13 protein-coding genes are annotated in these 13,412 nt (G+C 57.6%); all 13 read left to right on the top strand.

Features of this window, described 5'->3' with window-relative positions; genetic code table 11:
- The first annotated feature begins 741 nt into the window (after positions 1-741).
- Complete coding sequence (locus tag ACZ5K9_RS02485; protein ID WP_464272840.1) at positions 742-1,284, top strand: GNAT family N-acetyltransferase; 543 nt, start codon at positions 742-744, stop codon at positions 1,282-1,284.
- Entirely contained in the window at positions 1,281-2,525 is a 1,245-nt protein-coding gene (locus ACZ5K9_RS02490) for an alpha-D-ribose 1-methylphosphonate 5-triphosphate diphosphatase (protein WP_464272841.1), read from the top strand. Before ACZ5K9_RS02485 ends, ACZ5K9_RS02490 begins: the two co-directional genes overlap by 4 nt.
- Complete coding sequence (gene phnC / locus ACZ5K9_RS02495; protein ID WP_464272842.1) at positions 2,501-3,331, top strand: phosphonate ABC transporter ATP-binding protein; 831 nt, start codon at positions 2,501-2,503, stop codon at positions 3,329-3,331. The genes ACZ5K9_RS02490 and phnC overlap by 25 nt, the downstream gene beginning before the upstream one ends.
- A gap of 39 nt (positions 3,332-3,370) precedes the next feature.
- Positions 3,371-4,261 carry a phosphonate ABC transporter substrate-binding protein gene (phnD, locus tag ACZ5K9_RS02500; RefSeq protein WP_464272843.1) on the top strand — a complete coding sequence of 297 codons (891 nt, stop codon included), beginning with the start codon at positions 3,371-3,373 and terminating at the stop codon, positions 4,259-4,261.
- Positions 4,262-4,381: 120 nt separating this feature from the next.
- Positions 4,382-5,488, top strand: a complete 1,107-nt coding sequence (gene phnE, locus ACZ5K9_RS02505; RefSeq protein WP_464272844.1) for a phosphonate ABC transporter, permease protein PhnE — start codon at positions 4,382-4,384, stop codon at positions 5,486-5,488.
- Between the two features lie 11 nt (positions 5,489-5,499).
- Positions 5,500-5,970, top strand: coding sequence for a phosphonate C-P lyase system protein PhnG (gene phnG / locus ACZ5K9_RS02510; protein ID WP_464272845.1), 471 nt, complete (start codon positions 5,500-5,502; stop codon positions 5,968-5,970).
- 9 nt (positions 5,971-5,979) lie between these two features.
- Positions 5,980-6,630, top strand: coding sequence for a phosphonate C-P lyase system protein PhnH (gene phnH, locus ACZ5K9_RS02515; RefSeq protein ID WP_464272846.1), 651 nt, complete (start codon positions 5,980-5,982; stop codon positions 6,628-6,630).
- A complete protein-coding gene (locus ACZ5K9_RS02520) occupies positions 6,615-7,829 on the top strand; it encodes a carbon-phosphorus lyase complex subunit (RefSeq protein ID WP_464272847.1) in 1,215 nt (404 codons plus the stop codon). Before phnH ends, ACZ5K9_RS02520 begins: the two co-directional genes overlap by 16 nt.
- A 19-nt stretch (positions 7,830-7,848) precedes the next feature.
- A complete protein-coding gene (locus ACZ5K9_RS02525) occupies positions 7,849-8,775 on the top strand; it encodes an alpha-D-ribose 1-methylphosphonate 5-phosphate C-P-lyase PhnJ (RefSeq protein ID WP_464272848.1) in 927 nt (308 codons plus the stop codon).
- A 233-nt stretch (positions 8,776-9,008) separates the two neighbouring features.
- Positions 9,009-9,878, top strand: a complete 870-nt coding sequence (phnK, locus tag ACZ5K9_RS02530; RefSeq protein ID WP_464272849.1) for a phosphonate C-P lyase system protein PhnK — start codon at positions 9,009-9,011, stop codon at positions 9,876-9,878.
- A 53-nt stretch (positions 9,879-9,931) separates the two neighbouring features.
- Complete coding sequence (gene phnL / locus ACZ5K9_RS02535) at positions 9,932-10,687, top strand: phosphonate C-P lyase system protein PhnL (protein WP_464272850.1); 756 nt, start codon at positions 9,932-9,934, stop codon at positions 10,685-10,687.
- Complete coding sequence (locus tag ACZ5K9_RS02540; protein WP_464272851.1) at positions 10,659-11,114, top strand: TraR/DksA family transcriptional regulator; 456 nt, start codon at positions 10,659-10,661, stop codon at positions 11,112-11,114. Before phnL ends, ACZ5K9_RS02540 begins: the two co-directional genes overlap by 29 nt.
- An 858-nt stretch (positions 11,115-11,972) precedes the next feature.
- Positions 11,973-13,169 (top strand): glycosyltransferase, encoded by a 1,197-nt coding sequence (locus ACZ5K9_RS02545; protein ID WP_464272852.1) that lies wholly within the window; start codon positions 11,973-11,975, stop codon positions 13,167-13,169.
- Positions 13,170-13,412: the final 243 nt, after the last annotated feature.

A 13,412-nucleotide genomic window follows, 5' to 3' on the forward strand; every position in this document is an offset into this window, starting at 1 on the left:
CCCTGTACCGGGTTCCGCCCTGATCCAATGGACCGAAACGACTCCGGGCAGGCACGGGGGCCTGCCCCTACGGTCTCGTTGCCCGAGGTCCGCATCGATTCCACATCATGACCACAAAACAATGGGATGATGGCGGGCATCGCCCGGATTCAGAATCCTGTTCGATGTTCCAGACCTTCTTCTCACATTTTCACCTGGCAGGGACACCGATCCGGATGTCTGGAGGTCGGCCCACGCCCTCTTGCTCCACGGATTCAGGGTTATCGTCATGCCCACCCCCATGCCCGGGACCGTTGTCCTTGTCGGGGCGCCCCGCGGTCATCCCTGTACCGGGTTCCGCCCTGATCCAATGGACCGCAACGACTCCGGGCAGGCACGGGGGCCTGCCCCTACGGTCTCGTTGCCCGAGGTCCGCATCGATTCCACATCATGACCACAAAACAATGGGACGATGGCGGGCATCGCCCGGATTCGGGATCCTCTTTGAGGTCTAGGACCTTCTCTCACGTTTTCACCTGGCAGGGACATCGATTCGAATGTCGGAAACTGAGCCCGCATAATCTTTTTCCATGGATTCAGGTTGTCTTGCCCCCAAAGGTCTCCTCAAAGGCTCCGGGGAGCCCCCCTTTATCTCTGTCACGAGATTTTCATTTACGGGACACCGTCGCGTCACATGGCGGGCGTCTAATGGCCGCAACGGTACGGACGGGGCATGGTCCCACGGCAATTTGCGGAGTAGGCATGAGAGAACTGACGAACAGTCCCGAGCGTAAGGTGGCGGTCGGCTTTCGACCAGCCACCCAAGAGGACATCTCGACTGTGCAGAGTCTCCTCAACCATTTGGGCTACAATCCTCCCTACCAGAAGCTCCGCGACGTTTTTTTGGAGCTTTTGACGAATCCGTCGTTTCACTGCATCCTTGCGGTCTCGCGCACCGATGGGCACGTCCTCGGCATGATAACCCTCCGCTCTCTTCCATGCCTTCGCCTTGCCGGGGAGCTCGTTTCCATTGAAGAACTGGTGGTCCATGCCGGCTGGCGAGGCCGAGGCATCGGTCAGGCCCTCACAGCCTATGCGTTGGAGTATGCCAAGAACCGTCATGCGGTGAGAATTGAAGTGCTCACCAGTGAAGCCCGCGAAAGTACCCAGCGTGGGTTTTACGAGAAGGCAGGGTTTGTCCAGGCACCGTCCCGAGTCTACCGCATCGACCTGAATGATGACGACGCCCTGCCCACAAGGTGTGCGGAACATGTTCAGCCCTGCGTTTCAGGTGAGGTGCCATGAAAACATGTCTCCACGGCGGAGCTTTATTCGACGGGGAAATTTTGCGCGACCAGGGATGGGTGCTTTTCGACCGAAACGGCATCATAGAGGTCGGGTCCGGCATCCCCCCGACGTGCGACGCCCGTCTTGTGGATGTGCACGGAGCGATCATTCTCCCTGGCCTGGTGGACCTTCATTCCGATGTGCTCGAAAAATGCATCGAAATGCGCCCCGGTGTTCTCTTCGAACCGCAGTTCGCGCTGGCCACTCTGGACCGGCGGTTAGCGGCCGCGGGTATCAGCACCTTTTGTCATGCCGTGAGCTTTGCGGATAACGAACTTGGGCTGCGATCACCCCAAAGAGCGGCCGAGATCGTGCGGGACATAAAGGCTTTCGATGCCTCTCCAGACGCCTCCGTTCGGCACCGCGTCCATGGGCGTTTTGAGGTGGGGTCGGATCAGGCCCGAAGGATTTTCGAGGTCCTCCTGCAGGAAGGCTCATTGGATCTGGTGTCCATCATGGACCACACGCCCGGTCAAGGACAGTTTCGAAGTTTTGAAGCCTTTCATCATTACTATTCCGGCACCTACAAGCTCAGCCGCTGCGAAACGCAATCCATGGCCGCCGCCAAAATCCGCAAAAGGGACCGCGCCTGGGAAGACATTGTCCATCTCACCGACCTGGTGCGGGCCTGCCGCATCCCACTTTTAAGCCACGACGACGACAGTCCTGAAAAAGTGGCGTTGGTCCACGCGTTAGGAGCTTGTGGGTGTGAGTTTCCGGTCACCGCGGAGGCTGCCAGCTATGCCAAGCACCGATCCATGGCGGTGCTGGTTGGTGCCCCCAACGTCATTCGAGGTGCCTCATCCAACAGCCATCTCAGCGCCCGAGACGCCGTGTGCAACGGCGTCACAGACGCCATCGTCAGTGACTATTACCCCGAATGCCTGCCCCAGGCGCCGTTTGTCCTCCATCGTCGATGCGGTATCCCTCTCCCAACGGCTCTGGCCCACGTGACATCACATCCCGCCCGTCTCTTGGCGTCGTCGCTTCCGTGTGGATCCCTCAAAAAGGGTTTTTGCGCCGACGTTGTTGTGATGGAAGCCCACGGTCCCTGGGTGCATGTGTCCCAACTCTGGGTCGGAGGACGTCGCGTCTACAAAGCCCGCACCAAACCGACAAGCACTTCCCCAGGACAAACCTATCAGGTCACCCAACATTCCAAGGAGTGGTCGCTATGCTCGGTCCAGCTTTCGCCGTAAAACCCGGAGAGGCGGAACCCATTCTCCAGGTCCGTCAGTTGGTCAAACGCTATCTGTCGGGAACCCTCGCCCTTGATGGAGTCAGTTTCGACCTTCGGGCCGAGGATTTCCTTGTCATCATCGGCTGTTCCGGAGCCGGGAAATCCACCCTTCTCCGATGCCTCAATCGACTCATCCCACCAACCTCAGGCCGGATCATCCTTCTCGGTGAGGATATCACCCATGTGTCCGGCACCACCTTGCAGCGAGTGCGCCAACGACTGGGAATGATCTTCCAGCAATTCCACCTCGTCCAGCGACTCACTGTGCTGGAAAACGTCCTTGCCGGTCGCCTGCGCTTTCAGAACTCACCGACCCTGCACACCCTGTCCTTGGCCAGACTCTTTTCCGCAAAGGAAAAGGATTACGCCCTGCACTGCCTCGACGAAGTGGGGATTGCCGACTTGGCCCATCAGCGAGCGGACTGCTTGTCCGGAGGGCAACAGCAGCGGGTGGCCATCGCCAGGGTTCTGGCCCAGGAACCCGACGTGATCCTCGCCGATGAACCTATCGCCAGCTTGGACCCTCGAAGCGCTGCGATGGTCATGGGCATCCTTCGGGACATTCATGAACGGAAGCGGATTCCCGTCGTGGTGAACCTTCACCATCTGGATTTTGTCAAGCGCTATGCCAAAAGGATCCTGGGCATGAGCCGTGGACGGGTGGTCTTCGAAGGTCCGGTCTCCCTCCTTCATGACGAGATCGTCACCGATATCTACAACGGCCAGTGTCCTGGAATTTTGGAAGAAGTCGTTGCCTGTGCGTGAGAAGCGTGGATCAAAGGTAGAAATCACGAGGAGGAAAGCATGAGAGTTTGGAAAAAAAATCTGTTCTTGAGTGTGGTGGTACTCGGCCTTTCCGTGTTTCTGGGTGCCGGCGTCTCCTGCGCGAATCCAGATGGGTGGCCGAAGACCGTGCGCATTGGACTCATCCCGACGGAAGGGGGGGCGGATATCGTAAAACGCTTTGAGCCCCTGATCGCTCACCTTGAGAAAACCCTAGGTATCAAAGTGGAAGCCCAAAGCGCGTCCGATTATGCGGGTGTGATCACCGCTATGGCGCATAAGCACATTGATTTCGCCTACTTCGGACCAAAAAGCTATGTGGAAGCTTCGGAAAAGGCCGGCGCCGTGGCTGTGGCCATGGAAAGGGACACTTCCGGAGAACCAGGCTATTACGGCGTCATTATTGCCAAGAAAGGCTCTGGGATCGAAAAGCTCGAGGACGCGAAGGGTCGCGTATTCGCGTTTACGGATCCGAATTCCACCTCAGGCTACCTGGTCCCCAATCTGCTTTTCTATCGCGACCTCAAGGTTGATCCGAAACAGTATTTCAAGGAAGTCAAGTTTTCCGGATCCCACGGAGCCAGTATTTTGGCCGTCAAAAATGGAACCATCGACGTGGCGGCAACCAACAACATCGACCTGAACCGCATGAGCGAGAAAGGTCAGGTTTCCTGGGATGACTTTACAGTGCTGTGGAAGTCTGAATTGATTCCGGGCTCGCCAATGTGCGCCCGAAAGGATCTTCCCGAAAGTTTGAAGGCTGCTTTTGCGGGAGCTCTGATGACCTTCAACGCCGACAAACAGGGTTTGGAAAAACTCCAAATCGGCGGCTACGCTCCAGCCGACGACACGGTTTACGACGTCATCCGCTACCTCAATCAGCTCAAGAAACAACTAGCCCAGAGTTCCTGACGGTCTTCACGGTGCGGATTCGGGGAAACACCGACGCGTGACGCGGAGGAGAAGGCATGCCGGGGATGCCCATCGCCAGCATCGCCGCTCCCGCAACCTTCTTCAGTATAGGACGCTCCCATGGAAACCCTTCAGATGAGAGCCTCAGCCAGCTCCAAGCTTCACTTATCGTTACACACCGTAAAGCGCGCGGTGCTCACCCTGGCCGTCCTTGTCATCCTCGGCGTCACCTATGTCTGGACCGAAATCGACCCCATGAAGCTCTGGGAAAAGCGCCACCATGCCTGGACCTATCTTTTCGGCCGCCAGCTGACACATGAGGAAATGGAGGCTGCCCGCCGGCAGGCGGAGCGCATGCCTTTGATCATGCTGACCCAAGAAATTCTCCAGGAACTCAAGGCTGATTCTCAAAGCTCCGGAAAACGCCTGGACTCCGCGGCCCTCACCCGGGAGGCACAAGCTCTGGCCGAGAAACGTCTAAGTGCGATGTCTGACAAGGAGCGTCAAGCTCTCGTCGACAAGGAATATCGAAGACTCCTCAGTGAAAAACGAGGCGGCTTCTTCCCGCCTCAGACCAGTCTGTCCAGCCTGCGGGATTTCACGAAATCGCTTCTGGAAACGGTGGCCATCGCCATTTGGGGGAGTCTCCTGGCCGTGCTTGCAGCCCTCCCCGTTTCCTTCCTGGCAGCCCGCAACGGGCTGGAAATCCTTTTTCCCGGCGAAGGCCGTTTCTACAAAATATTGCGCGGGACGCTCCATTTCATCACCCGCCGGTTTTTGGACTTTTGCCGAGGCTTCAATGAGTTTGTCATGGCGCTGGTCTTCGTGGCGGTCATCGGGTTAGGCCCGTTCGCAGGGATCATGGCTCTGGCCATTCATACCTTTGGAATCCTCGGGAAGGTTTTCAGCGAAGCCATCGAGGCGGTGGAACCCGGGCAAGTGGAAGCGGTGGCCGCGACCGGCGCCGGGTCTCTCCAAGTCCTCTCCTTCGCGGTCATGCCTCAGGTGATGCCGCTTATGGTCAGCTACAGCCTTTTGCGGTTCGAATCCAACGTGCGCAGTGCGACAATTCTGGGTTTTTGCGGGGCCGGCGGCATTGGTTTTCTCATGTTCGACAAATTGAGCAGCTATCAGTACCGCGATGTGGCCACCATGATGGCCATGGTGATTTTGGCCGTCACGGTCATTGACTCTTTATGTGCCAAAATCCGACGTCGCTTCATTTAGAGAGAAAGACCATGGAAACACCGCACGGCGCCAATGCTCACAAAGACGAAGAAATCCGCCGACGCTGGATGACGGTTCTCGCCGAGGCGGATACCGAAGATTTACAGACTTTTTGGGATCGCTACGACAACAAGCCTGAATACACCCTGGTCCAAGGACCCGAGACAGGTTTGATTCTTGTCCAAGCGCGCGTGGGCGGATCTGGCGGTCGATTTTACGTCGGTGAAGTGACCATCACCAGATGCACTGTCACCCTCGCCAATGGCACGGTCGGGACGGCTATGATTCTGGGCCGACGTCCCCGCCATGCCGAAATCGCTGCGGTCCTGGACGCCCAACTCCAGGACCCTCGTAAGCGCCCGCACATCATGGAGAGCTTTGTGGACCCCCTGGCCCGACGCCGCCAGGAGGCGGAAAGACGGGAAGCAAGTAGGGTGGCGGCAACACGCGTGGAGTTCCTGACCATGACACGCGGGGAGTGAGAAAGAGACATGATCGTGAACACGCATACCGCCATCCTCTCCTCCATGAAATTCGAGGATCCCGTGCTGGATGCGCAACAAGCCTTCCGCACGATACTCACGGCGATGGCCTATCCCGGACGCATCGTAACCCTTCATCGGCCAAACGCATTCCCTGAGGGACTCCACCAGGCCGCGTGGGCGGTTCTCCTCACCTTGGTGGACGAGTCGGTGCATTTCTGGACGGATCTTCCCGAGGATCATGAAGCCCAACGCGCCGTTGAATTCTTCTGTCGGCCGCAGAAAGTCTCCGACGCCCAGGAAGCCGAGTTGCTTCTCATCACGCAGCCAGACAATTTCTCGGGGCCTTACTTGTTTCGGGTCGGAACCGAAACCGAACCCCATCTCGGAGCGACTCTGATTATGCAAATGACCTGCCTGACCAACGCCGGGGCCACGGATGCCGCCGAATCCCTCTCTTTCACCGGACCCGGTGTGCCTGACGTCGCAAAAATCTGGGTGAACGGCTGCCCAGCGGAGTTCTGGGAATGGAGAAAACGCCTGGAAGCCGTTTATCCCCGTGGAGTGGATCTCTTGCTGACCCACGGACCGTCTCTTGTGGCGATCCCTCGCTCGCTCATCATCACCCGTGAGAAAGGGGATTTATGTACGTCGCGGTAAAAGGCGGTGAAAAGGCCATCGCCAATGCCCATCGTTTTCTTTGTGAAAGGAGGCGTGGAGATATCCGTGTCCCCGAACTGCATGTGAAACAGATTCAAGAACAATTGGGCCTCGCCGTGGATCGGGTCATGGCCGAGGGGGCCCTGTACGACCCTGAGCTGGCGGCCCTTGCGGTCAAACAGGCCCAGGGTGACCTGGTGGAGGCCGCTTTTCTCCTTCGCGCCTATCGCACGACACTGCCGCGCTTGGGAACCTCACAACCTCTGGACACGCTCAAAATGCGCTTGCTTCGGCGGATTTCCGCCGCGTTCAAGGATTTGCCCGGAGGCCAAGTCCTTGGTCCCACGTACGATTACACGCACCGTCTCCTGGATTTTTCCCTTCTGGAACCCAAAGCCGTGCCGGAAAACGTGGTGTATCTCGCGGACCGGACCCCGGCCGCCTCATGGGCGCCCAGACTCACCGATCTCCTCGAGGAAACCGGACTTGTGGAAAAGGCCCAAACCTCCGGCGAAGAATCCCCCGTCGATATTACGCTCGACCCTTTGAAAATCCCGTCTCCGCGCAGCGCACGGCTCCAGAATCTCGCCCGAGGGGATGAAGGCTTCCTCGTTGGACTTGCCTATTCGGCTCAAAGAGGTTTTGGGTTCCGGGGCCATCCGTTCGTCGGGGAAATCCGCATGGGGTATGTCCCTGTGGAGGTGCATTCGGCGGAATTAGGATTCTGCATCACCCTCGGCTCTATCCTCATTACCGAGTGCGTCATGCTGAGCCGCACAGAAGAAAACGCTCAGAGCCCGCCCGGCTTTGTTCAAGGGTATGGTCTGGTCTTTGGGGCCAACGAAAGAAAGGCCATGGCCATGGCCCTAGTGGATCGAGCCTTGCGTTCGGCTGAATTGGGTGAGCCGGTTCGGTACCCGTCACAGGACCAAGAGTTTGTCTTGAAACACAGTGACAACGTGGAAGCCTCCGGCTTCGTCCAACATCTGAAACTTCCCCATTATGTGGATTTTCAGGCCGAACTGTGCCACGTGCGCCAAGCTGTTGAAAGAACGCCTCAGGAAGGAGCGACGTCTCAGCACACCCAAGATCGCGACACGCCAGATTTTTTGAAAAACGATCGTGCATGGGAAGCGTTGTCCGCCGCGCTATCACAGAGCCTGTGCCTTCGCGAAGAAGCCCGTGAGGGCACGACATGACAGAGAACGGATACCAACCATGAAAGTTGCTGCACTCGATTCCTCGCAAATCTTGCCCGCGGTCGCGCCGACAACGACGGGCAAGTCCTGGACAGGTCTTCTCGGCTACAATCCGGCGTTCCTGGACGAAGTCACAAAACGCCGGATCCGCAGAACCATCCTTAAGGCCCTCGCCATCCCCGGCCATCAGCTCCCCTTCGCCAGCCGGGAAATCCCCTTGCCGTACGGGTGGGGCACAGGCGGTATCCAGATCACCGCCTCCCTCATCGGACCCATGGATGTCCTCAAAGTCATCGATCAGGGAGCGGACGACACCACCAATGCCGTGAGCATCCGTCAGTTCTTTCGGAAAACGGCCGGCGTCGAAACCACGACGGTGACCGAGAAAGCCACGATAATTCAAACGCGCCACCGGATCCCGGAAAGCCCTTTGCGCGAAGGACAAATACTCGTGTATCAGGTGCCCATTCCAGAGCCTCTGAGGTTCCTTGAGCCACGGGAAGAAGAGTGCCGCACTTTGCATGCGCTCGCCGACTACGGCCTCATGTACATCAAGCTCTATGAAGACGTGGCGCGTACAGGGCGCATCGGCGTGGCCTTCGACTATCCTGTCGTGGTGCATGGTCGTTACGTGATGAGCCCATCGCCCATACCCAAGTTTGATGTGCCGAAAATGCATCGGATGCCTGCTCTGCAACTGTTCGGCGCAGGCCGTGAAAAATGCATCTATGCCGTTCCGCCATACACCACCGTTCGACCCTTGGATTTTGAAGATGTCCCCTTCCGTATCGAGGATTGGACGGAACGCTGCCACCTCTGCGGAGCCGAAAAGCACTACTTGGACGAAATCATCGTGGATGACGCCGGGCGGCGGATGTTTGTGTGCTCCGATACGGACGCCTGCCAAAAAAGACGCGAAGATTCTCGAGCACCTAAGATCCCGTGAGCCGACATCCAAGGTTTTTCGGGTGATTATTTGGAATTATCCAGATTCTCAAACCGATTCGTCCGGAGGTCGGCATAACAGGCCTGAGAAGCCTGTTGCCGGCGTGATGCCACAAAAGCAGGTCCTAAAACCCTTCTGCGCCCGTTCGACCATGAGGCTGGTGCATCGAGGGAACCCATGCCGACCCGATCCAGGGAAAACTTCGGCGGCCTCCTGATGACTTGAGGAAACCCATGGAAAATCAGTCTTTCGATTTTTTTGCATCTTCCCGAGTTCCTCCACGCGCTCTGCCCGTCAACCCGCCCCAGACCACGAAGGCAAAGGAGTGTTCGCCTCTTCGTCCGCTTTTATGCGCCCGACAGGTCACCCATGATTACGGCGGTCGTATCGGGTGCCTCCACGTGGACCTGGATGTGATGCCGGGGGAAGTCGTCGCGGTGGTCGGAGAATCCGGATCCGGAAAAAGCACGCTGCTCCGCTGCCTTTCCGGACTTCAACCTCCCACGGAAGGTCATGTCCTCTATCGGCATGGCACCGGTCTGGTGGATCTCTACAAACTGGACGCTTCGGTTCGCCGGCGCCTCCTGCGGACCGCCATCGGCGTCGTGTTTCAGAGACCCGAAGAGGGTCTGCGGATGAACGTGAGCGCCGGGGCCAACATTTGCGAAAGACTCTTGGCCAACGGCGAACGCCATTATGGTCGGCTGCGGCATGCGGCCCTGTCGTGGATGGTGCGTGTCGAATTGGAACCCGGCCGAATCGACGACCTTCCCGGGACCTATTCGGGGGGAATGCTCCAGCGCCTCCAGATCGCCAAAAACCTCGCGACAAATCCCCGAATCGTCTTTATGGATGAGCCTACCTCGGGCTTGGACGTTTCCGTTCAGGCGCGATTCTTGGACCTGATGCGGCGCCTTGTTCGGGAGCTTCGCCTTGCCGTGGTCATGGTCACCCACGATCTTGCCGTAGCTCGGCTGCTCGCCCATCGCCTCATCGTGATGCTTCAGGGACGCGTGGTCGAACACGGACTCATGGATCGGGTCCTGGACGACCCACAACATCCCTACACCCAACTCTTGGTGGCCTCACGATTGGCAGGCTAGGCAGAAAGATCGACGATGTCCCACCCTCGATCGGTCCCGAACAGGTTTAGGGCATGAGAAAAGATTGGATGATCCGGGTAGAATCGGTCAGGAAGTCCTTCACTCTCCATGTCCAAGGGGGTGTCTCTCTTCCTGTCCTCAAAGACGTGAATTTCGAGGTCCTCAAAGGAGAGAGTGTCGCCATTACCGGGCCTTCCGGCATCGGGAAGAGTACCATCCTACGCATGATTTACGGAAACTACGCGGCACTCGAGGGCCGGATCCTTATTCGAAACGGCCCCGAAATCGTCGACATCACCTCGGCTTCCCCGCACACCATCTTGAAGGTGCGCCGGGAAGCCCTCGGCTATGTCAGTCAGTTTCTCCGGGTCATCCCCAGGGTCTCGACCCTTGAGGTCGTCATGGAACCCCTTTTGCTTAGGGGTGTGAGTGCAGAGCAAGCCCGGGAGCACGCCGCCGTCATCCTCCGCCGACTGGACATTGCGTCGAGGCTTTGGGATTTGTCTCCAACGACATTCTCCGGAGGAGAACAGCAGCGGGTGAACATCGCCCGTGTTTTCGTCTGTTCTTATCCGATCCTGCTTCTGGATGAACCCACCGCCTCCCTAGACCCTCATAACCGAGACACCGTCGTTACGCTGATCCGAGAAGCTCAACACAGGGGCGCAGCTGTTCTCGGGGTGTACCACGACCCGCTGGTTCGTCGCCACGCGGCGGATCGTGTGGTTTCCTTGGAGGTGTCCAGTTCAGAAAGTCACGGAAATAAAGGAGAAAATACACATGGATCCGTTCACGAGGAAGCGTTTTGAGGTCTTACTGCACTCTGCTCGACAGACATTGATGGAGTCCCTTGAAACCCTAGGCGATCCCGAGGAAGAACACGGCCGTCATTCTGAGCCCATGGATGAGGCGGATGTGGCCGTCCTGGAACGGCAACGGGAAACGCTCCATCGCCTCCGTAATCGTTATCGGCAGCTGTATTGGGAGATCGAGAACGCCTTAAAGAGGCTTCGCGACGGTGAGTTTGGTTTCTGCGACCGATGCGGAGATCCCATTCAAACCCAGCGCTTGGAAGTGCAGCCCACCGCGCGGCTCTGTATCGAATGCCAACGGGAGGTGGAGAGGCGAAGCGGGGCGCGAAACCTTCCCTTGACCACGGGGTCTGCAGAACGTTCTCACAGCATAGAACGCTCTTTTCCTGACCATTGGCGTTACCCGGAGTGCATTAACTCATGAAGTCAGTGCAGAATCACGGGCCCTTTTCGAAGGGCCTAAAATCCGGAACCCAGGCCCCATTTCTGGGAAACCTCTCCGACCAAGACATGTCCGCACCATGGGACGTTCTTGGTCGGCCACAGAGGATTGAAGACGAGCCGGTCGAAAAGGCTCACACGCGAGCCCCCGACCCGCATAAGGAAGGAAATCACAAGCCGTTGAAAATGCTGACGCCATCGTCTCTGCCAAAATCTTCCGTTCCCCGAAATGACACACGTGGGGCACGGACGCATCCCTGAGAGACTGGTGCGTCATATCGGCGCCTCACTTGCGGTGCCGTTTAGGAAGCGTGCATAAAGTCGGCAGGGACTTTCAGCCCGTCCCATATAAAAATGAGGGGTTGAGGTGTTTCCAACACGGAGGCCGGCATTCAATGATCTCAACGTCTTAGGCGTTCCAGTGCAAACGTGCGGGTGGATTCTCCGCCGCCGGAAGCCCGTCGCCGTGGTGACCCATCGAACGCAGCAACTGTCACGGCTGCTCGCCCCCAATGCCGGACACCAGGGGAACACTCGCTGCATCGATCAAAGACGGGATTACCCCTGGCGGTATAGGTTCGGTCCACCAAGAGGGCAATCCGTCTCTTTAAGTTCGGCCCGCACAATCTGTGCGACCACATGGCGGGTTTCCCTACGGCAGCCTCAAAGATCGTGAGAACCCACCAGAAGGCGCAAGGACTTGATAAGCAAAGGAGCACACGCTTAACCAAAAAGAAACAGATACAGTCGCAGGCCCATGGTGAAAAGACGTGCCATGCGGCGCGGTCAAGCGAGTCCCAGGAGGCGATAGGGCATCTCCTCGAAGGCATGGTGGCTCCCAATGAAAATCTTCGACGTCATCCAATTCCACAGCCCCCTTAGTGGAGGTATCAAGCGTTATGTCACGGACAAGGCGAAATACTTTGAAAACGTCCCGGGCGTGGAGCATGGAATTATCGTTCCCGGCGCCAGAGATGACGTCACTCGCGTCAGAAGTTCTCGACTTTACACGATCCGTTCGCTTCCGGTAGCCGGATCCGTGGGCTATCGTCTCCTCTTGTCACGATGGAAAATCCTCCAAATTTTAAGCCGCGAAAACCCCGATGTGGTAGAAGTGGGGGATCCTTATTATTCTGCTTGGGTCTGCCTGGATCATGCCACACGGTATGGAATTCCCGTGGTCGGCTATTATCATTCGGATTTTCCCCGCGCCCTCGGTCGCACCACCAGGAAATATTTGGGACGAGTCTTTGCTCGCATTTCATCAGTTTATGTGAACGCTTACCTTCGCCGCCTGTACGGCCGCATGGACGTCACTGTGGCAGCAACGCCCAGAGTCCGCCGGATCTTGGCTTTGGTGGGAATCCATAACACCCGTGTCATTCCTTTGGGTACGGACATTTCGGTGTTTTTCCCGAGAAAGGAGGGCGCCAAGGTGCGCGCCGCATTGGGGATTCGAACTCATACACGTCTGATCGCCTATGTGGGACGGTTTGCCCAGGAAAAGCGCGTGATGCATCTCCCACGCACCTTGGATCTGCTTCAAGCCATGGGGACGGATGTCCACCTGCTGCTCGTCGGGGATGGACCGCTGCGGCGGAAACTTCAGAAGGCGGCGGCTCGAAGGCCGGCCATGACCGTCCTTCCGTATTGCTCATCCAAAGAAGAGCTGGCCCATATCTATTCCGCTGCAGATTTGTGTATCTACCCGGGAAGTGGAGAGACTTTCGGGTTTGTTTCCGTTGAAGCTCAAGCCTGTGGCACGCCGGTGCTGCTGGTCCGCGGTGGAGGTGCCGACGATACGGTGGTCGACGGAGATCTCCGTTGCTTTTCTCAGTCCCATCACCCCACCGATCTGGCTTCATCGGCCTTCCAGCTGTTGTCCTGTGCCCCCATCACTTGGGAACAACGATGGGAGAGACATCGACACATCGCTGACCATTTCGATGGCTCCCGGACCTTTTCCACCCTCTTGAATCTATACAGAGAACTTGTTGAGCATCGCGAGAGAAGCGGGGCCCCTGAATCGCAGCGGTAAATCTTGAGCCGTTCCTAGCTTGGGTCCACCGCGCTGAAGCTCCCCACCCGGCTCTTTTGCACGTGAAACCGTGTGGTTTCAAAAACGACGGACAGCAAGGCCATCCGTACAGGGTCCATCAAAGTCGCTGTCTGCGGCATTTCACCTGATGGCTCTGAATCCGTACGATCCCCGCCGTCGCGCTAGTTTTTGGTCATGATGTGGAATCGATGCCGGCCTTAAGCAACGATCCCGCCAGGACAG

It is taken from the genome of Desulfosoma profundi (assembly GCF_055387865.1).